This window comes from Kitasatospora sp. NPDC091335 (genome assembly GCF_044757205.1).
In the GTDB taxonomy this organism is placed as follows: Bacteria; Actinomycetota; Actinomycetes; order Streptomycetales; family Streptomycetaceae; genus Kitasatospora.
The window spans coordinates 402,547-421,082 of sequence record NZ_JBIVUM010000002.1 but is presented as its reverse complement, the minus strand read 5'-3'; the positions used below and the strand labels follow the sequence as shown (position 1 = coordinate 421,082).

The following is an 18,536-nucleotide window of genomic DNA, read 5'->3' as shown; positions in this document are numbered from 1 at the left end:
CCGCCGTGACCCGGACGGAGCAGTGGGTGTCGGACCGGAGACGTATGCTCGACGGTGGGGAAGAGGCGCCATGGCGCTGCCGTACGGAGCTTGGGAGCAGCAGTGGCCGTCTGGGACGACCTGGTGGGCCAGGAGCGGGTGGTCGAGCAGCTGACCGCCGCCGCCCGGGCGGCCGGGGCGACGGTCGAGGCCGGTCGCGGAGCCGCTCCGATCGAGGGCGTGAACGCCTCCCTGATGACGCACGCCTGGCTGTTCACCGGACCGCCCGGCGCCGGGCAGGTCACCGCCGCGCGCTCCTTCGCCGCCGCCCTCCAGTGCACCAGCCCCGACCTCGCGCTCGGCGGCACGCCCGGCTGCGGGTTCTGCGACGGCTGCCACACCGTGCTGGCCGGCAGCCACGCCGACGTGAAGTACGTCCGCACCGACGGCCTCTCCATCGGCGTCGGCGACATGCGCGCCCTGGTGCTGCGCGCCTCCAGCTACCCGACCGGCGGCCGCTGGTCGGTGATCCTGGTGGACGCCGCCCACCGGCTCACCGAGGCCGCGGCGAACGCGCTGCTCAAGGGCGTGGAGGAGCCCTCCCCGCGCACCGTCTGGCTGCTCTGCGCCCCCTCCGTCCAGGACGTGCTGCCGACCATCCGCTCGCGCTGCCGCCTGCTGGTGCTGCGGACTCCCGCGGCCGAGGCGGTCGCCGACAACCTGGTCCGCCGCGACGGCGTCGACCCGGAGACCGCCAGGCTCGCCGCGCTCGCCGGGCAGGGCGACATCGAGCGCTCGCGCCGCCTAGCCGTCGACGAGCAGGCCAGGACGCGCCGGACCGACGTGCTGCGCATCCCGCTGGAGGTCGGCGACATCGGCGGCTGCCTGAGCGCCGCCCAGCGCCTGGTCGACACCGCCAAGGCCGATGCCGAGGCCCTCGCCGAGACCCAGGACGCCAAGGAGACGGACGACCTCAAGGCCGTCTACGGCGCCGCCGAGGGGACCAAGGCGCCGCGAGGCATGGCCGGGGCGGTCAAGGAACTGGAGAAGCGGCAGAAGAGCCGCGCCACCCGCACCCGCCGGGAGACCCTCGGCATCGCCCTGCTCGATCTGCTCGGCTTCTACCGGGACGTGCTGGCGATCCAGCTCGGCTCCACCGGCGCGCTCGCCAACGAGGACCAGCGGCAGGCGCTGAACCGGGTGGCCCAGGCAGGGCCGGCGGAGGGCACGCTGCGCCGGATCGAGGCGGTACTGGCCTGCCGCCGGGCGCTGGACCGCAACGTGGACCCGCTGCTCGCGGTCGAGGCGATGACGGTGGCACTGCGCGCGGGCTGAGCGGCTGGGTTGAGCGGCTGGGCCGAGGGGGTGGGCCGAGCACGCGGGCTTGGAGACTGCTCCACCGGGCGCCGCCCGTAGGCCTCCCGGAGTCCGGGCCGTCCCACCTTCGAGTGAACGAGCGACACTCACCGGGCACACCGTCGTGTGACCGTTCGCCGGTTGTGCACGCTGGGGCCGACCGCGCCCGCCGCCGGGGCGGTCGCCTCCCGCACGCGCCGGTCCAGGTTCGGCGCGGCCCCCTCCAGAGGTGGTGCGTCCCGTGGTTCGTTCGCTCCTCGTCATCCCCCTGCTGGCCGCCGCCCTCGGCGGGATCTGGCTGGCCAGGGGAGCCCGACAGCGCTGGCACGACCTGCGCGCCGCCGAGACCTACGAGCTGGCCGGCGACCGCTGGCCGATGCTGCTGCGGGCGGCCGGGGCGATGGTCTGCGGGGTGTGCGTCACCGCCCTGACGGTGCTCACCGCGCTCGGTGCCTTCGGTGGCCTCGGTAGGAGCGGCCAGGAGCCGGACCGGGCGGAGACCGTCGTGGACGCGGCGGGTACGGGGGCGGAGGCGGACGCCGGTTCGGGTACCGGGAGCGGCTCGGGGACGGCGGGCCGGCAGCAGCAGGCGGCGCCGCCCGCGGCCGCCGAGCCGCCGGCCGCCGCGGCTCCCGCTGCTGCGGCGGCTCCCGCCGTGGTCAGCCGCTTCGACAGCGTCGGCCACCCGGGCGGCGGCGAGCTGCTGCAGTCCGCCGTGTTCGGCCCCGACGGTCACCCCCGCAACGTCCGGGTCTGGCTCCCGCCGCAGTACGCCAAGGAGCCGAACGCCCGCTTCCCGGTCGTCGTGATGCAGGCGGCCGCGCCCCAGAAGACCGCCGACGCCGAGGTACCGGACGTCTTCGAGGGCATCGGCTCGGCCCTCCAGACCGGCAAGGCCCGCCCGTTCATCCTGGTCGCCCCCGAGGCGCCGAACGGCACCGGGCACCCCTGCGAGCTGGTCGCCGCCGCCCCGGCCGCCGTCGCCGACGACGCGACGCTGCGCACCACCATCGCGGCCTCCTTCCGCACCCTGCCGCCGGGCCCGGCCTCCTGGGGCACCCTCGGCGTCGAGGGCGGCGCGCCCTGCGCGGCCGCCGCCGGGCTGGCCAGGCCCGACCTGTACGGCGCGGCCGCGGCGGTCTCCGGCCGGTACGACGCCACCGCGCTCACCCAGACCGGCGCCGAGGCCCCGGCGGGCAGCTCGGCCAAGCTGCTGCTGGCCGCCGCCAGGTCCGACTCCGCGGGGCTGGACGCCGCCCGCAAGCTCCAGTCCGCCCTGAAGGCCGGCCCGGGGGCGGCGGCCAAGGCCGAGGTGCGGATCTCGGACAACGTGCAGGACTTCACCCCCGACCGGGAGCGGCTGCGGCTGGTCCGGCAGGCCGCGCAGTTCCTGGCCGAGGCGCTGGCCAGGGCGTCCTGAGCGCGGGTCCGGCGGCGCTAGGCTGCCCGGTACCCGGGGCGGGTACCGGGCAGCGGCGTTTCCTCCGGCGTGCTCGTCCGAGCCTGCTCGTCCGGCCGTGCTCGTCCGGCCGTGCTCGTCCGGTCGTGCGCGTCCGGCCTGGCTCGGAAGCGTGTCTCCCGGTGTGTTCCACGTGCTGGTCGATTGCGGAGAGGTGGCGGATGAGGGCCTTCGGGCGGGCACAGGCACTGGCTGCGGCGCTGGTCGTCCTCGGTCTGGCGGCGGGCGGATGCAGCACGGACCCGTCCGGGCCTCCGGCGGCCTCCGCCACGGACCCGGCCGGCTCCGGCAGGCCCTCGGCCCCGGCCGCCGGAGGGACCCCGTCGGCCGGATCCGCCCCGACGTCCGGGGCGACCCCGCTGGAGCCGCTGCCGGCCGCCGTCCCGGCCCCGCTCGCGCCGTACTACGCGCAGGGGCTGGCCTGGCAGCGGTGCGACAGCGGGTTCGAGTGCACGACGTTCCGGGTGCCGCTGGACTACGACCACCCCGGGGACGGCGACCTCACCCTGGCGGCCGCCCGCGCGGTGGCCGAACCGGAGGGCTCGGACGCCGGTTCCCTGTCCGGTTCCCCGTCCGCCGCCGCCTCACCGGGCGCGAAGCTCGGCTCCCTGCTGCTCAACCCGGGCGGGCCCGGCGGCTCGGCGATCGAGTACCTGGAGGCCGCGGCCCGGACGTACGACCGCGGGGTGCGCGCCCGGTACGACCTGGTCGGCCTCGACCCGCGCGGAGTCGGCCGCAGCAACCCCGTCAGCTGCCTGAGCGGCGACCGGATGGACGCCTACACCGCCGTCGACCTGAACCCGGGCGACCAGCACGGGATCGACGCGCTGATCGCCGCCGACCGGGAGTTCGCCGAGGGCTGCCGGCAGCAGGCCGGGGCGGCGCTCGGGCACCTCAGCACCGTCGAGGGCGCCCGGGACATGGACGTGCTGCGCGCCCTGCTCGGCGACGAGAAGCTGAACTTCGTCGGCAAGTCCTACGGCACCTTCCTCGGCGCCACCTACGCCGGGCTCTTCCCGAGCCGGGCCGGACGGCTGGTGCTGGACGGCGCGATGGATCCGGCGCTCGACTCCGTCACCGGCAACCGCGCCCAGGCGGGCGGCTTCGAGACCGCCTGGGCCGCCTTCGCCAAGGACTGCGCCAAGCGCGAGGACTGCCCGCTCGGCCGCACCGAACAGGAGGCCGGCGAGCAGCTCACCGCCCTGCTCGCGGGCGTCCACGCCGGCTCGCTGCCCACCACGGGCAACGGCCGCCGGCTCACCGGGGCCCAGGCGACCACCGGCGTCATCGAGGCCATGTACGCGGACTTCCTCTGGCCCCAGCTGCGCGCCGCGCTCGCCGGCGCCAAGGCCGGCGACGGCACCGGCCTGCTGAAGCTCTCCGACGACTACTACGGGCGCGAGGCCGACGGCTCGTACCCCAACCTGATGTTCGCCAACACCGCGGTGAACTGCCTCGACCTGCCGGCCCCGTTCGGCGGTCCTGAGGACGTCCAGCGGGCGGTGCCGGAGTTCGAACGGGTCTCGCCGCACTTCGGGCGCGACATGGCCTGGATGGCGCTGGCCTGCACCTACTGGCCGGTCCGTGCCACCGGCGCGGCGCACACCATCCGGGCCGCCGGCGCCGCCCCGGTCGTCGTCATCGGCACCACCCGCGACCCGGCCACCCCGTACGCCTGGGCCCAGTCGCTGGCCGGCCAGCTGGAGTCCGGCCGTCTGCTCACCTTCGACGGTGACGGCCACACCGCGTACGGCAGGCACAGCACCTGCGTGGACACCGCGGTGAACCGCTTCCTGCTGACCGGGGAGGCCCCGGAACAGGGCAAGCGCTGCGAGCGGTAGGACCCGGCCGGCGCCGGCCGTCCGACAGGTGATTTCTACTTCAACCGATCAGCGGTACGACGTTACGATGAGCGCCCCCTGCCACCCTCCCCCCGCACCGGAGCTCATCGTGCTCGGAGTCAACGACCTGGCGACGTACGTCCTCGGCGCCCTCGTCATCATCCTGCTGCCCGGCCCCAACTCCCTGTACGTGCTGTCCGTCGCGGCCCGCAAGGGCATCCGCACCGGCTACCGGGCCGCGGCCGGCGTCTTCATCGGCGACCTCACCCTGATCAGCCTCACCTCGCTGGGCGCGGCCTCCCTGCTCAAGGCCAACCCGGCCGTCTTCGCCGTGGTCAAGTTCGGCGGCGCCGCCTACCTGCTCTGGATCGGCTACGGCATGCTCCGCGCCGCCCGCCAGCTCTGGCGCGAACGCCGGGCCGTCGCCGACCCCACCGCCGAACCGGCCCCCGAGTCCACCGAGAACCCCTTCCGGCGCGCCCTGGTGATCAGCCTCCTCAACCCGAAGGCCATCCTCTTCCTCCTCTCCTTCTTCACCCAGTTCGTCGACCCCTCCTACGGACAGCCCGCCCTCTCCTTCGCCCTCCTCGGCGGCATCCTCCAGACCTTCAGCTTCCTCTACCTCTCCCTCCTGATCTTCGCGGGCACCACCCTCGCCACCGCCTTCCGCCGCCGCAAGCGCCTCTCCGCCTCCCTCACCAGCGGCGTCGCCGTCCTCTTCGCCGGCTTCGCCGCCAAGCTCGCCGTCTCCTCCGCCTGACCACCGCGGCCCCGGCATCCCGTTACGGATCACCTGCGAACCTGTGTAGACTGGCCCGCGTTGCCGGCACACACGGCAACGGTGCCGCCTTAGCTCAGTTGGCCAGAGCAACGCACTCGTAATGCGTAGGTCGCGGGTTCGAATCCCGCAGGCGGCTCTGTAGAAGCCCCAGGACTCACTCGCCGTGACCTGGGGCTTTTGCGTTTTCTTGACCCATGGGCAGGCGTCGGCGGCGCGATACAAGATCGCTTGCGTGAGCGCGGATGTTGATTTCGAGTTGCCCCTTGGCCTTTTTGGCCTCGGACTTCGCCTTCTCCGTGGCCTTCCGTGCCAGATAGGGGGGCAGGCAGGTGAACCGGATTCACGGATCAGATGTCCTTAGGACGCGGCCTTCGTGGGCCACGATCGCAGCGGCAATGCCTGGGCGTTCCTCCACAGCCTGCTGTGCCACATCTACTCCTCCAAGCACGCCATGACATCGACTGCGGATCGCTTGGCCCCACGCGTAGTGGTGGCCGACCTGGGAAACCATCGACGCATGAGCGAAGAACCGACTTCTTGGGCCAGAACGTTGGTGAGGAGCGAGCTTGCCGAGCCACTGCCCCGCCGCTGGGCGCACACCCAAGGCGTGGCAGACCGAGCCGGCCGACTCGAAGGAGTTCTCGGTCAGAAGGCCAGGCTTCTCATCTGTGCCGCTCTGCTGCACGATGTCGGCTACGCGCCGCGGCTGGCGGCAACAGGTTTCCACCCGCTCGACGGCGCCCGGTTCCTCCGTGATGTCCATGGGGCCGATGACCAGCTCACGCGGTTGGTGGCGAACCACTCGTTCGCCCTGCTCGAAGCCGAGGAACTCGGCCTCCGGGAGGTACTGGAGGCCGAGTTCCCGCTGTTGGAGGACCAGCGCCTGGTTGACGCCCTGGTGTGGTGCGACATGACGACGACGCCCGACGGTGGCCCGACCACGGCTGGGGCACGCGTGGCTGAGACCCTCGGTCGTTACGGGGCGGAGAGCGTGGTGGGGCGGTTCAATCGTCGGGCGTCGCCGCAGATCTTCGCGGCCGTTGAACGAGTGGAGGCGGCGCTGGCGGCTCAGCCCAAGTAGGGGTAGGTGCCGGCGAGGTAGTCGCCGATCTGCTGGCGCATGCTGGGGTGGATGTCGTACTGGTCGAGGTCGGCGGGCTGGATGAAGCGGACGCCGTCGGCCTCGTCGTTGATCGTGGGTTCGCCGCCGATAGGGCAGCCGATGTAGGTGTTCTCGTACTGCTGGCGGATCTCGCCGTCGGTGTAGGCGACGATGTGGTTCGGGTTGGTGTAGACGCCGAGGAAGCCGGTGATCTCGGCTTCGACGCCGGTCTCCTCCAGGCACTCGCGCACGGCGCACTCGGCGGCGGTCTCGCCGATGTCCTGGGCGCCGCCGGGAAGCGCCCACTGGCCGGTGTCGCGGCGGCGCTGGAGCAGGATGGCTCCGGAGTCGTCGACGACGAGCAGATTGCTGGCAGGGATGAGGGTGTTGGCCTTGGGGGCGTTGGGGTCGTAGTAGTACTCAGTCCTGCCCATGTGCGGTGGCCCCCTCATGGTCGGGCGTCCAGGGCCGTGCGCAGGCCCAGACTGCTTCGAAGCTCTGAGCGTAGTTGTAGAACCAGCCGGTGGCGTCCACGCGCTTGAGGTGGAGCAGGGGGTTGGCGCTGGCCGGCTGCCCGAAGATGTGCGGGTTGACCAGCAGGTTGTCGTCGTAGCGGAAGAGGGAGTTGTAGAGCGTGGTGTCGTGGAGCCTCACCTCACAGCCCTCCTCTGGGGGCAGAGGGCGGTAGTAGGTGAGGGAGGCGCGGATCTTGGCGGCGAGGGTGTCGCCGATTCCCTCCTCACGGCCTCTGACTGCGGCGGCGTGCCCGCTCGGGTCGCCGAAGCACAGTCGGACCTGGACGCCGTCGGCCGCTCGTTCGGCGAGCATCTTGGCGACGTGCGGGTTGGACTGGGCGAAGAACGTCCCGGAGAAGACGAGCACGTCGATCTGCTGCCGGGCCTCTTTCAGCAGGGCCAGCCAGGTCTCACGGGGCACGCTGGCCCGGTTCTGGTAGGTGCCGACGAGCTCGGTGCCTGACCCGCCGGTCCGTCGGCCTGTGCCGGGCTGCGGGTCCGGCCAGAGGAAGGTCTCCTCAATACGCAGGAACCGAGCAGCGCGGAAGCGGTGCCTCGGGTCGGGCATGCGCCCGCCGAGCCAGCGGCCAACGGTCTTGGGGTCCACTTCGCAGGCTGGGCTTTACCCCGAGATGTGGACACTTCTGAGAAGCGGATCTTCGGGTCCGTGGAGAGGATGTCCTCATGGGTACTGCGAGGTACTCGGGGGAGTTCAAGCGGGACGCGGTGGCGCTGGTGGAGTCCAGCGGGCGGCGCATCCCGTCGGTGGCACGCGAGCTGGGCGTCAACCCGGAGTCGCTGCGCCAGTGGATCGCACGGTCACGCGCCGAGTCGGCTTCGGGTGCGGGCGGTGAGGGCCCGTTGACGCCGGCCGAGCGCGAGGAACTGCGCCGGCTGCGCAAGCAGGTCCGTGAGCTGGAGCTGGAGAAGGAGATCCTGCGGAAGGCAGCGCAGTATTTTGCCAAGGAGATGGGCCGATGACCGGCCGCTGGCGGTTCATCTCCGACCACCGTGACCTGTACGGAGTACAGCGGCTGTGCCGGGTGCTGAGCGTGTCGGCATCAGGTTTTTACCGATGGACTGCCGCGGCGGCCGTCCGGGCGGCCCGGACGGCCGCCGACGAGGACCTCGGCGCGCGCATCGAGGAGATCCATGAGGAGTCCAACGGCGCCTACGGCGTCCCTCGGATCACCCGGGAGCTGCGGGAACGCCACGGTGTGGTGAACCACAAGCGCGTCGCCCGCCTGATGCGTGAGCGCGGGATCGCCGGCCGGCACCTGCGCCGCACGGTCCGCACGACGGTCGCGGACCGGAGCGTGCCGCCGGCACCGGACCTGGTCGGGCGCGACTTCGCGGCTGCGGCGCCTGACGTGCGCTGGTGCGGCGACATCACGTATCTGCCGGTCGGAGGGTCGTGGATGTACCTGGCGACGGTGATCGACATGCACTCGCGACGGGTCGTCGGCTGGTCGCTCGCCGAGCACATGCGCGCCGACCTGGTCGTCGACGCCGTTCAGGCCGCCGTCGACGCGAGGGGCGGCCACGTGCACGGAGTGGTCTTCCACTCCGATCGCGGAGCGCAGTACACATCCGCGGTGTTCGCCGAGGTCTGCCGGGCGCACGGGATACGGCGCTCGATGGGCCGCGTCGGCTCCAGCTACGACAACGCCCTCGCGGAGTCCTTCTTCGCCACGCTCAAGCGTGAACTGCTCTACAGCTCACGCTGGATGACCCGACCCCAGGCCCGCACCGCAGTCTTCTCCTGGATGGCCTGGTACAACCGCAGACGACGCCACTCCGCCCTCGGCTACCAAAGCCCCGTCGACTACGAACGACAACACGCCACCAGCGCGGATAACCTGGACCTGGTGGCATAGCAGGCGAGTGTCCACGAAATAGGGCAAAGCCCGCACCTACCGCCGCTTTGAACTGGAAGACGGCGTGCCCACGGACGTCTACAGCCTGGATGAGGCCGTGGCCGAGGGTTATCTGGTCGCCCCGTGCACCGTTGAAGTCCCGTTGAAGTTCCAGCGCGGCGGCATCAAGTACGACGACCTGTCCGACGAGGACAAGGAGAAGTGGGACGAGACGGAGTGGAGCGAGGACGGCGACGTCCCTGACGAGATCACGACCGACGAGCTCAACAAGTACCTCTTCAACGATGACACCGTCGACAAGGCCCTTCAGGTGCTGATGACCCACGGCCTCAAGGTCGATAGCGGTGACACTCTCGGCAAGACCATCATCTTTGCTGCCAACAACACGCACGCCGAGTTCATTGCCGAGCGCTTCGACAAGAACTACCCCCACCTCAAGGGCGCCTTCGCGCAGGTCATCACCTATCGCAAGGAGTACGCGCAGAGCCTGATCGACGACTTCTCCGACTCATCAAAGTTCCCCCAGATAGCCATCTCCGTCGACATGCTGGACACCGGCATCGACGTTCCCGAGGTGGTTAACCTGGTCTTCTTCAAGCTGGTGCGCTCCAAGACCAAGTTCTGGCAGATGATCGGCCGCGGCACCCGCCTCGCACCCGACCTCTTCGGCCCCAACAGGAGCAAGGACGGCTTCCTGGTCTTCGACCTGTGCCAGAACATCGAGTTTTTCAACCAGAACCTGATGCGCGCCGAAGGCAAGCTCTCCCCCTCGCTCAGCCAGCGGATCTTCGAACGCCGAGCCGACCTGCTCCTCGCCCTCGACGGTGCATCGGAGTCTGGCCAGGGCTCGGGCGCAGGGTCGGCCGTGCGCCCGGAGTCCGACGGCACGGTCACTGAGGTCGGCCTGCGTTGGGACCTCGCCACCCGGCTGCACGACGAGGTCACGGCAATGAACCCGGAGAACTTCCTGGTACGCCCGCAGCGCGAGGTCCTCGACACCTTTACCGACTTCGACGCGTGGCTCAGTTTCACGCCGGACGCCCATGGCCAGGTCGTCGACCACCTGGCCGGGCTCCCGACCGGCTTCCGGGACAAGGACGACGCCGGCGAGGAGGCCAAGCGCTTTGACCTGCTCGCGCTTCGCCTCCAGCTCGCCGTCGTGAACGGTGATCCGGGCTTCACCCGCCTGCGGGACCAGGTCCAGGAGATCGCCTCAACCCTTCTCAACCAGCTGACCATTCCTGCGATCAAGGTTCAGCAGCTCCTGCTCGACGAGGTCGCGGGCGACGAGTGGTGGCAGGACGTCACCCTGCCCATGCTGGAGACCATGCGGCGCCGCCTGCGTGGTCTCGTCCGCCTGATGGACAAGACCAAGCGCAACATCGTCTACACCGACTTCGAGGACGAGCTCGGCGAGTTGACCGCCGCCTCCCTGAACGGCATGGAGGTCGGGACCGACCTCACTCGCTTCGAGCAGAAGGTCCGCATCTACCTCAACACGCACCAGGAGCAGCTCGCGGTCCAGAAGATTCGCCGCAACAAGCAGATCACTGCCCTGGACCTGTCGGAACTGGAGCAGATCTTTGTTGAGGCCGGCCTCGCGACCATCGCTGACATTGACCACGTGACGGACGTGAATGGTGGCCTCGGGCTGTTCCTGCGCTCGCTGACCGGTCTGGAGCGGGACGCCGCGGCCCTGGCCTTCGACTCTTTCCAGCAGGGTAAGACCCTCACCGCCAACCAGCTCCGTTTCGTCAACGAGCTGATCGACTACCTGGCCCGCAACGGCACGATCGACGTCGCCGCGCTTTACGAGTCTCCGTTCACGATGATTGCCCCGACCGGCCCAGAATCGCTCTTCCACGGGGACGACGTGGATGCCATGGTGACCGTCCTTCACGCGATCCGTTCTACCGCCCTCGCCGCAGACAACGCGGCCTGACATTCTCGAAGGTGAGCGCAATGGCGCCGCAGCAGAAGGACCAGCAGGAAGACTGTCCCGGCACTGGGCAGCAAGGCCGCATGGACGAAAGCGCTGCGGGTGACGAGTGGTACGCCATCTGCCCGGTATGCGGGACGCGCTGGATGGGCGGCAGCGTCATCATCGAGCCGCACAAGGAGTGGCGCCCGCACTGAACCAGAACGAGCCGGGGCACCGACTTGCGTGAGCGATGCGTGAGCGGACGGGGCAGCACGTACCGGTTCAGGCAGGATCATGGATCACGATGCAACGTTCTGACCTGCGGGTTCATCACCAAGTGATCGATGGTGGCAGCGGCCGGCGTGATCACTGCCGGGCTCGTGACGCTCAGGGCGCGGGTTCGGATCCCGCAGGCGGCTCCATGGGGAAACCCCAGGTCGGGGATCCGACCTGGGGTTTCTCGTTGTGGCGGCCGTGGAGCGGGTGGGCGTGGTCAGGAGGTGGGGAGGACGGAGACGTTGCCGACGTCGGAGTGCAGGCGCAGGTGGTTGGTTGCGGAGGAGTCGTTGGTGACGCGGATGGTGCGGTCGCCGACGTCGGAGGAGGCGTCGACGGCGTAGCGGCCGTTCGGGACGCGGAGGGTGACGTCGCCCGCGGAGCTGGTGGCTTTCACGTTGCCCGGCGCCGCGGCGAAGGACAGGTTGATGTTGCCGCCGTCGGTGCTCGCCGTCAGGGCGCCCGAGACGCCGTCGGCCTTGATGTCGCCTGCCTCGCTGTGCAGGTCGCCGCCGCCCGTCGTGCCGGTCAGGGTGACGTCGCCGGCCGAGGCGCGGAGGTTGACCTTGGCGCCCTTGGGCACCTCGACGGCGTAGTCCACCGAGCAGGTCGTGTTCGCGCCCAGGACGGAACCGCAGCCGCCGGCCGACAGGGTGAGCGTGCCGCCGTTCTGGTTCCTGGTGACGGCCGGCTGCTTCGACCGGTAGCGCACCGTTTCGGTGACCTTGGTGGTGCCGCCGGCGGCGGGACGGGTGACGATGTTCCCGTGGTTGGTGGTCACCACCAGTTCGGTGACCTGCTCGGCGAAGTCGAACTCCGCCACGTGGGCGGGCCCGTCGCCGACGCCGCCCAGGTCGCCGACCCCGCAGCCGGCCATCCCGCCGAGCGTGATCACCACGACGGCGGAGGCGACGGCGGCGTTCCGGACGCGCTGCGGCCGGATCACCCCCGGCCACCCGTGGGCGTCGGCTCCGCGAGTGTCCGGCCGTAGCGGTCGGTGTCGTGGAAGAAGTCGGGCACGGTCCGGAGTTCTCCGGCGGCGTCGACCGCGTCGTAGACGTGCTTGGCGACCACCAGGTCGAGCACGCCGAGGCCGAACGGGGAGAACACCACGGGTCGGTCCGTGGGCGGAGCGATCCGTCCGCCGAGCACGTCGTCGAGTGTGCCCGCGACGAACTCCCGGTTGCCGAGGGCCTGTTCGGCCAGGTGCGGGGAGGTGCCGGCCTTGAGGCAGTGCTCGACGTCGTCGACCACGTTCCAGGCCGAGAGGATCACCTCGGTCGACAGGTCGCGCAGCGACAGGTGCAGCACCAGGGGGTTGTGGTCGAACCAGGCCGGGTCGTGCACGTGCGGCTCGCCCGCGACGGTGGCGAAGACCACCAGGTCGCTGGTCCGGATCAGGTCCTCGGCCGTGGCGTGCACCGTGACGTCCGAGGACTGCGACCGGCGGAGGTAGTCGGAGAAACCCGCGGCGTGCTCGGAGGACAGGTCGTGCACGCCGATCTCGTCGAAGTCGAACCCGGCCGCCGCGAGGTAGGTGTGCACGTAGCGGGCGATGAGCCCGGCCCCGACGAACCCGAGACGGCGCGGCGTGGTGCCGCGTGCCTCGCCGAGCGCACGGGCGGCCAGGGCGGCCGATGCGGCGGTCCTGGCCGCGCTGATGATCGAACTCTCCAGCAGGGCGAACGGGTAGCCGGTCTCGGCGTCGTTCAGCACCAGGACCGCGGAGGCGCGCGGTATGCCGGAGGCCACGTTCTCCGGGAAACTGGCGATCCACTTCAGGCCGTGCACGCCCACCTCCCCGCCCACCGAGGCCGGCAGGGCGATGATCCGGGACGACGGCCGGTCGGGGAAGCGCAGGAAGTAGGAGTCGGGGTTGACGGTCTCACCGCCGCCGTGCAGCCGGTACGCCTTCTCGACCGCCGCGATGACGGCCTGCTCCCGGCCGGCCACGGCCTGGTGCACCTGGGCGCCGGAGATCACGGCGAACGTCGGAATGCGGGACATGGTCACTTCTCCACGGGCTAAGGGTCGGGTGGTCAGCGGGTGTGTCAGAGGGAGAGGCCGCCGTGGACCTCGAACACCGAGCCGGTCACGTAGGCCGCACGGTCGGAGGCCAGGAAGCCGACCAGTTCGGCGACCTCCTCGGGACGGCCCAGCCGGCGCAGCGGCACGTTCTGCAGGATCCGTCCGATCGCGGCTTCGGAGGCACCGCCCACCATGTCGGTGTCGATCAGGCCCGGCGCGACGGCGTTGGCCCGCACGCCGCGCGGACCGAGTTCCTTCGCCAGGCTCTTGGTGAAGGCGATGATCCCGGCCTTGGAGGCGGCGTAGTTGGCCTGCCCGGCGTTGCCTGAGATTCCGGAGACCGAGGAGAGGTTGACCACGCACCCGCGGCCGCGCTTGGCCATGCCGGGCGCCACTGCCCGGCACAGGTGGTAGACCCCGTCCAGGTTGACGCTCAGCACCTGCTGCCAGTCCTCGTCGCGCATCAGCACCAGCGGACGGTCCCGGGTGATGCCGGCCGAGGTCACCACGGTGTCCACCGGCCCCAGTTCGCGTTCCGTCTCGCGCACCCAGTCGCGTACGGCGGCACCGTCCGAGGCGTCGCAGCGGGTCGCGAGGACCCGGACGCCCAGCTCCGCCGTCTCCTTCAGCAGCGACTCGGCCGCGGCCTCGTCGGACCGGTAGCAGAAGGCCACGTCGTGACCGTCCCGGGCCAGCCGCAGCACGACCGCCCGCCCGATGCCCCGCGAACCACCGCTCACCATCGCGGTCATGACGCCACCTCGAAGAGTCGCAGTACCGCGACGGCGACGGTGCCGTCCCGGTCCACCGCCGAGACCAGGGCCACCCGGCCGGCGGCGGTCGGGTCGGCCCCGGCGATCACGAGCAGCGCCGCGATCTGCAGGGTCGCGGACGCGGCGCCGGTGTCACCGAGCAGCGCCATCGACGGGACCCGGTCCAGTGCTTCCGACGGCACCAGTGAGGCCAGCGCGGCGCGCTCCGCCTCGCCCTCCGGGGTCGGCGCGGCCGTGGGGACGGCGGCCCACACCTCCTCCGGCGCGACGCCCGCCCGGTCGAGGGCGCGGCGGGCGCAGGAGGCGACGGCGGCCTGCGGGTCGTCGTCCACGTCGATGCCGGTGGAGACGGCCAGCACCGCGGCGAGCGGCGGCAGTTGGCCTGCTCCGGCCGGTTCCAGCAGCAGCAGCCCACAGCCCTCGCCGAGCAGCGGGGCGGGCTCTCCGGGAACGCCGGCGGCCTGTTCCAGCCAGGCCTGGGTGGGGGCGAACTCCTCGGCGGAGCCGACCAGGCAGTTGTCGGCGCGGCCCTGGTCGAGCAGGCGGCGCGCGTAGTTGAGGGCGAGCAGGCCGCTCACCCGTCCGCCGCCGACCGTGGCGTTGGGGCCGCGGAGGTCGTGTCGGATCGCGGCGGCCCCGGCGGAGTGGTTCATCACGCAGCCGGGGATCAGGCCGACCTCGACGTAGAAGGGCCGGGCGTTGGTCAGCGAGCCCCGGATGACCGCGGCCATGGTCTCCTTGCCGCCCATGGTGGTCCCCATGACGAGGCCGGTGCGCTCGTCGGTGTGCGGCACGGGCCCGTGGTCGGGGTCGGCCAGCAGCTGGTCCGTGGCGAGCAGGGCCATGACGGCCAGCCGGTCGAGGGTGTAGCTGTACTCCCGGCCGAGCAGGCCGGGACGGTCGAGGTCGGGCACCAGACAGGCGTCGGGGCGGGGCAGCCGCGGGCCGTCGGGCTCGGTGCGGGCCGCGGCCAGCCCCGAGCGCACGCCGTCGGCGAAGTCCCGCCGGGAGAGGCCGTGCGCGGAGACCGCCGACCAGCCGGTGATGACGAGGCCGTCGGCCGGCAGGGAGGCTGCTACCGGGGGCGCGGACATCAGACACGCTCCTTGAGGGAACCGAGGATCAGGACGGCGTTGTTGCCGCCGAAGGCGCTGGAGTTGTTCTGGACGATCTGCACATCAGCCGTGACCGCGTGGTTGGGGACGCAGTCCACCGGGCACTGCGGGTCGGTCTCCTGGTGGTTGATGGTCGGCGGGATGAACCCGTTGCGGATCGACAGGGCGCAGGCGGCGGCGGCCAGCGCGCTCGCGGCGCCCATCGAGTGGCCCAGCATCGACTTCAACCCGACGGTGCGGGGCGGGCGTTCGCCGTAGACGTCGACGATGGCGCCGGCCTCGGCGGCGTCGTTGGCGCGGGTGCCGGTGGCGTGCGCCGAGATGTAGTCCACCTCGTCCTTCTTGACGCCCGCGTCGGCCAGGGCGAGTTCCATGGCGCGGGCGACGCCGTCCCGGCTGGGCGCGGTGGGGTGCTGGGCGTCGCAGGAGAGGCCGTAGCCCAGGACCTCGGCGTAGATGCGGGCGCCACGGGCGAGGGCGGATTCCAGGGACTCCAGCACCAGGACGCCGCCGCCCTCGCCGGTGAGGATGCCCTTGCGGTTCACGTCGAACGGCCGCACCACGTCGGGGGTGATGGCGCCGAGCCGCTGGAAGGTGGCGAACGTCTTGCGGCACACGGCGTCGGCGCCCCCGCACAGCGCGAGGTCGGCCTCGCCGGACCGGATGACGTCCAGGCCGTAGCCGATGGAGTAGTTGCCGGCCGCGCAGGCGGTGGTGAGCGTGACCGCCTCCGCGTCGCGGAGCCGCAGTTCGCGGGCGACGGCGGTGGACAGCCGTCCCGAGCCCAGGCGCCGGGCCAGCACCGGGTCCAGCGCGTCGGGGCCGCCGTCCGCCAGCTCCTGCTCGACCAGGAGGCCGAGGTCGTGGGACTCGCCGTCGGTGGTGCCGATGCTGATCAGCACGTGCCGGTCCGCGAGCTCCTCGTCCGTCAGCCCGGCGTCCTCGACGGCCTGACGGGCCGCGGCGACGGCGAAGTGCCCGGCGCGACCGGTGTAGTCGAGCGGCATGTTGCGGATCCAGCGGGCCGGCTCGAAGTCCTCGACCTCGGCGGCGTTCTTCCGCAGGAATCCGGTGGTGTCGATCCGGGTGAGCGGGCGGGCTCCGGAGCGGCCCTCCCGCAGCGCCACGGCGTACTCGTCGGCACCGGTGCCGATGCTGGTGATGACGCCGATGCCGGTGACGACGACGGTGCGGCGGGCCTGGGCCGCCGGCTGCGGAGCAACGGACACGGGACTCCCTACCATCCCGCCGCGCGCGCGGTGACCCGGTGGATCGCCCCGACGTTGACCATCTCCGGCAGCTCCTCCATGTCGATGACGATGGTGAACTCCATCTCGATCGCGCTGAGGATGTCGATGAGCTTCAGCGAGTCCACGCCCAGTTCGTCGACCAGGTGCGTCGAGTCGCCGAGGGCGGAGGACTCGACACCGATCTGCTTCGCGACGATTTCCCTGATCCGGTCGTAGTGCTCTGGCGTAACGGTGGACATGGTTCTCCTTCGGGCTCGACTTCGGGCTCGACGTTCAGGCTCCGGTGGTTCCGGACGCCAACCTAGGGGGCGCCGATGATTGGCAACTGACATCCCGCTGACGCTGGTTCGCCTCCGGCGCGGCTCACCGACGGCGCCGGTTCAGCACCGCTGGCGCCGGTTCAGCACCGCCTGCGCCGGTTCACCATCGGCGGCGCCGGTTCACCACCGGCGCTCCGGTGCGCCACCGGCGCGGGATCACCGCTCGACGGCACGCCGGAAGCCGCGCAGCGCGGCGGGTACGACGGCCAGCAGCACGATCCCGAGGGAGACGGCGACCACGATCCCGGGGTGGGACGCCGGGAATCCGGCGGCCGTCGACCCGGTCGGCTGGTTGCCCCACAGGACGCGGCAGACGGTGATGACGGAACTGACGGGGTTCCACTCCGCTGCCGGACGGAGCCAGCCCGGCAGCCCGCCCACCGCGACGTAGGCGTTGGACAGGAAGGAGAGCACGACCAGGATCAGTGCCCCGGTGCCGTCGATCGCCTCCACGTTCCGCATGGTGGTGCCGAGCAGGATGCCGACCCACAGCATGACGAACGAGAAGGCGAGCAGGACCGCGAAGCCGGCCAGGATCCGGCCCGGCCCCCCGTGCGGGCGCCAGCCGAGCAGGAGACCGAGGCCGGAGACGGCCACCAGCCCGACCACCGCGGTGACCATGTCCGACAGGGCCCGGCCGACCAGCACGCTGCTGGCCGATATCGGCAGCGAGCGGTAGCGGTCGACCAGTCCGTCGCGCAGGTCGATGGCCACGCCCAGGGCGGTGGGCCCGACGCCGGCCAGGGCGACCTGGGCGGCGATCCCGGCCATGATGTAGTCCTCGTAGGAGGAGACCCCGGGAATGGCGATCGAGCCGCGGAACAGGTAGCCGATGGCGATCAGCATGACGGCCGGGGTCATGGTGATCAGCAGCAGCCTGCCCGGCGACCGGCGCAGGTGGCGAAGGTGACGGCCGGTCAGGACCGTGGTGTCGGCCAGGTAGGCTCCCAGCGCCGTCATGGCTGATCGGTTCCTTCCGTGGAGGTGGCCCCGGTCGGGGCGGCGGCGCCGGTGAGGGCGAAGAACACGTCGTCGAGCGAGGGCCTGCGGACCTGGAAGTCCGCGGCGGTGATGCCGCGGTCCCGTAGTTCGGAGGCGGCCAGCGCGACGTCGTCCAGCCCGTGTTCGAGCGGGACGGTGACCCGGCAGCCGTCCTCGTGGGTGGTCGGGGCGCGGCCGCCGAGCGCGGCGAGCGCGGCCGCCGCGGCCTGGAGCTGTCCCGGCTGGGCCACGGTCACCTCCAGGCTGTCGGTGCCGACCTTGCGCTTCAGCTCGTCGGGGCTGCCCTCGGCGACGACCCGGCCGGCGTCGATGACCACGACGCGGTCGGCCAGCTCGTCCGCCTCCTCCAGGTACTGGGTGGTCAGCAGGACGGTGACGCCGCCGGAGACCAGGTCGCGCACCACCTGCCACAGCACGTTCCGGCTGACCGGGTCGAGACCGGTGGTCGGCTCGTCCAGGAACAGCACCTCGGGCTCTCCGACGACGCAGGCCGCCAGGTCGAGACGGCGGCGCATGCCGCCGGAGTAGGTGCCCACCGTCCGGTCGGCGGCGTCCAGCAGCCCGAAGCGGTCCAGCAGTTCCTGGGCGCGCGCCGCCGCGCCGCGTCGGCCGAGCCGGAGCAGCCGGCCCAGCAGCACCAGGTTCTCCCGCCCGGTCAGCAGCGCGTCCACGGCGGCGTACTGACCGGCCAGGCCGATCCTGCGGCGCACCTCGCGGGGGTCGCGGGAGACGTCGTGGCCGGCCACCACGGCGCGGCCGCCGTCCGGCCGCAGGAGGGTGGCGAGGATCCGGACGGTGGTGGTCTTGCCGGCGCCGTTCGGGCCGAGCACGCCCAGAACCGACCCGGCCGGCACCTCCAGGTCGATGCCGTGCAGGGCGGTGTGGGTGGCGTAGCGCTTGCTCAGCCCCTCGGCGAGGATCGCCTTCTCGGCGGCCACCGG

18 protein-coding genes and 1 tRNA gene are annotated in these 18,536 nt (G+C 71.7%); 9 read left to right on the top strand and 10 right to left on the bottom strand.

Annotated features, from left to right (window positions below; genetic code table 11):
* Positions 1-102: 102 nt before the first annotated feature.
* From ACIQOW_RS06790 to ACIQOW_RS06765, 6 genes are all read left to right on the top strand, one after another.
* Positions 103-1,314, top strand: a complete 1,212-nt coding sequence (locus tag ACIQOW_RS06790; protein WP_401081341.1) for a DNA polymerase III subunit delta' — start codon at positions 103-105, stop codon at positions 1,312-1,314.
* A 262-nt stretch (positions 1,315-1,576) separates the two neighbouring features.
* On the top strand, positions 1,577-2,755 hold the full coding sequence (locus ACIQOW_RS06785; protein WP_401080468.1) for a hypothetical protein: 1,179 nt from the start codon (positions 1,577-1,579) through the stop codon (positions 2,753-2,755).
* Positions 2,756-2,955: 200 nt separating this feature from the next.
* Positions 2,956-4,635, top strand: a complete 1,680-nt coding sequence (locus ACIQOW_RS06780; RefSeq protein ID WP_401080466.1) for an alpha/beta hydrolase — start codon at positions 2,956-2,958, stop codon at positions 4,633-4,635.
* Positions 4,636-4,744: 109 nt separating this feature from the next.
* On the top strand, positions 4,745-5,395 hold the full coding sequence (gene leuE / locus ACIQOW_RS06775; RefSeq protein WP_401080464.1) for a leucine efflux protein LeuE: 651 nt from the start codon (positions 4,745-4,747) through the stop codon (positions 5,393-5,395).
* 83 nt (positions 5,396-5,478) lie between these two features.
* Positions 5,479-5,552: transfer RNA gene (locus ACIQOW_RS06770), tRNA-Thr, on the top strand.
* A gap of 381 nt (positions 5,553-5,933) precedes the next feature.
* Positions 5,934-6,497, top strand: coding sequence for an HD domain-containing protein (locus ACIQOW_RS06765; RefSeq protein ID WP_401081338.1), 564 nt, complete (start codon positions 5,934-5,936; stop codon positions 6,495-6,497).
* On the opposite strand, the gene ACIQOW_RS06760 is transcribed toward ACIQOW_RS06765, so the two are convergent.
* Positions 6,485-6,952 carry an NUDIX hydrolase gene (locus ACIQOW_RS06760; protein ID WP_401080462.1) on the bottom strand — a complete coding sequence of 156 codons (468 nt, stop codon included), beginning with the start codon at positions 6,950-6,952 and terminating at the stop codon, positions 6,485-6,487. The genes ACIQOW_RS06765 and ACIQOW_RS06760 overlap by 13 nt on opposite strands.
* Positions 6,939-7,640 carry an XRE family transcriptional regulator gene (locus tag ACIQOW_RS06755; RefSeq protein WP_401080460.1) on the bottom strand — a complete coding sequence of 234 codons (702 nt, stop codon included), beginning with the start codon at positions 7,638-7,640 and terminating at the stop codon, positions 6,939-6,941. Before ACIQOW_RS06755 ends, ACIQOW_RS06760 begins: the two co-directional genes overlap by 14 nt.
* Before the next feature lie 77 nt (positions 7,641-7,717).
* On the opposite strand from ACIQOW_RS06755, the gene ACIQOW_RS06750 reads away from it, so the two are divergent.
* From ACIQOW_RS06750 to ACIQOW_RS06740, 3 genes are all read left to right on the top strand, one after another.
* Positions 7,718-8,910 (top strand): IS3 family transposase gene (locus tag ACIQOW_RS06750; protein WP_401080458.1). Its coding sequence is split into 2 segments (ribosomal slippage): positions 7,718-7,952 and positions 7,952-8,910, totalling 1,194 coding nucleotides; the frame shifts between segments, so codons are not numbered across the junction.
* 64 nt (positions 8,911-8,974) lie between these two features.
* Positions 8,975-10,852 carry a type I restriction-modification enzyme R subunit C-terminal domain-containing protein gene (locus ACIQOW_RS06745; protein WP_401080456.1) on the top strand — a complete coding sequence of 626 codons (1,878 nt, stop codon included), beginning with the start codon at positions 8,975-8,977 and terminating at the stop codon, positions 10,850-10,852.
* 20 nt (positions 10,853-10,872) lie between these two features.
* Entirely contained in the window at positions 10,873-11,046 is a 174-nt protein-coding gene (locus ACIQOW_RS06740; protein ID WP_401080454.1) for a hypothetical protein, read from the top strand.
* A gap of 278 nt (positions 11,047-11,324) precedes the next feature.
* Here ACIQOW_RS06740 and ACIQOW_RS06735 read toward each other — a convergent pair whose 3' ends face one another.
* From ACIQOW_RS06735 to ACIQOW_RS06700, 8 genes are all read right to left on the bottom strand, one after another.
* Positions 11,325-12,053, bottom strand: coding sequence for a DUF4097 family beta strand repeat-containing protein (locus tag ACIQOW_RS06735; protein WP_401080452.1), 729 nt, complete (start codon positions 12,051-12,053; stop codon positions 11,325-11,327).
* Positions 12,050-13,114, bottom strand: coding sequence for a 2,3-diaminopropionate biosynthesis protein SbnB (sbnB, locus tag ACIQOW_RS06730; RefSeq protein ID WP_401080450.1), 1,065 nt, complete (start codon positions 13,112-13,114; stop codon positions 12,050-12,052). The genes ACIQOW_RS06735 and sbnB overlap by 4 nt, the downstream gene beginning before the upstream one ends.
* Before the next feature lie 44 nt (positions 13,115-13,158).
* A complete protein-coding gene (gene fabG / locus ACIQOW_RS06725; protein WP_401080448.1) occupies positions 13,159-13,887 on the bottom strand; it encodes a 3-oxoacyl-ACP reductase FabG in 729 nt (242 codons plus the stop codon).
* Positions 13,884-15,002: a beta-ketoacyl synthase N-terminal-like domain-containing protein gene (locus tag ACIQOW_RS06720; RefSeq protein ID WP_401080446.1), complete on the bottom strand. Its 1,119-nt coding sequence runs from the start codon at positions 15,000-15,002 to the stop codon at positions 13,884-13,886. The genes fabG and ACIQOW_RS06720 overlap by 4 nt, the downstream gene beginning before the upstream one ends.
* Entirely contained in the window at positions 15,002-16,267 is a 1,266-nt protein-coding gene (locus tag ACIQOW_RS06715) for a beta-ketoacyl-[acyl-carrier-protein] synthase family protein (RefSeq protein ID WP_401080444.1), read from the bottom strand. Before ACIQOW_RS06715 ends, ACIQOW_RS06720 begins: the two co-directional genes overlap by 1 nt.
* Positions 16,261-16,512 carry an acyl carrier protein gene (locus ACIQOW_RS06710; RefSeq protein WP_188299926.1) on the bottom strand — a complete coding sequence of 84 codons (252 nt, stop codon included), beginning with the start codon at positions 16,510-16,512 and terminating at the stop codon, positions 16,261-16,263. Before ACIQOW_RS06710 ends, ACIQOW_RS06715 begins: the two co-directional genes overlap by 7 nt.
* Before the next feature lie 237 nt (positions 16,513-16,749).
* The gene (locus tag ACIQOW_RS06705) at positions 16,750-17,553 is read right to left on the bottom strand and encodes an ABC transporter permease (protein WP_401080441.1); all 804 of its coding nucleotides are present in this window, start codon (positions 17,551-17,553) and stop codon (positions 16,750-16,752) included.
* Positions 17,550-18,533, bottom strand: a complete 984-nt coding sequence (locus ACIQOW_RS06700) for an ATP-binding cassette domain-containing protein (RefSeq protein WP_401080439.1) — start codon at positions 18,531-18,533, stop codon at positions 17,550-17,552. The genes ACIQOW_RS06705 and ACIQOW_RS06700 overlap by 4 nt, the downstream gene beginning before the upstream one ends.
* Between the last annotated feature and the right edge of the window lie 3 nt (positions 18,534-18,536).

Coding starts and splice junctions, on each gene's coding strand:
- ACIQOW_RS06780 (WP_401080466.1), top strand. CDS start 2,956: ATGAGGGCCTTCGGGCGGGCACAGGCACTGGCTGCGGCGCTGGTCGTC.
- ACIQOW_RS06765 (WP_401081338.1), top strand. CDS start 5,934: ATGAGCGAAGAACCGACTTCTTGGGCCAGAACGTTGGTGAGGAGCGAG.
- ACIQOW_RS06760 (WP_401080462.1), bottom strand. CDS start 6,952: ATGGGCAGGACTGAGTACTACTACGACCCCAACGCCCCCAAGGCCAAC.
- ACIQOW_RS06740 (WP_401080454.1), top strand. CDS start 10,873: ATGGCGCCGCAGCAGAAGGACCAGCAGGAAGACTGTCCCGGCACTGGG.
- sbnB (WP_401080450.1), bottom strand. CDS start 13,114: ATGTCCCGCATTCCGACGTTCGCCGTGATCTCCGGCGCCCAGGTGCAC.
- fabG (WP_401080448.1), bottom strand. CDS start 13,887: ATGACCGCGATGGTGAGCGGTGGTTCGCGGGGCATCGGGCGGGCGGTC.
- ACIQOW_RS06720 (WP_401080446.1), bottom strand. CDS start 15,002: ATGTCCGCGCCCCCGGTAGCAGCCTCCCTGCCGGCCGACGGCCTCGTC.
- ACIQOW_RS06715 (WP_401080444.1), bottom strand. CDS start 16,267: ATGGTAGGGAGTCCCGTGTCCGTTGCTCCGCAGCCGGCGGCCCAGGCC.
- ACIQOW_RS06710 (WP_188299926.1), bottom strand. CDS start 16,512: ATGTCCACCGTTACGCCAGAGCACTACGACCGGATCAGGGAAATCGTC.
- ACIQOW_RS06705 (WP_401080441.1), bottom strand. CDS start 17,553: ATGACGGCGCTGGGAGCCTACCTGGCCGACACCACGGTCCTGACCGGC.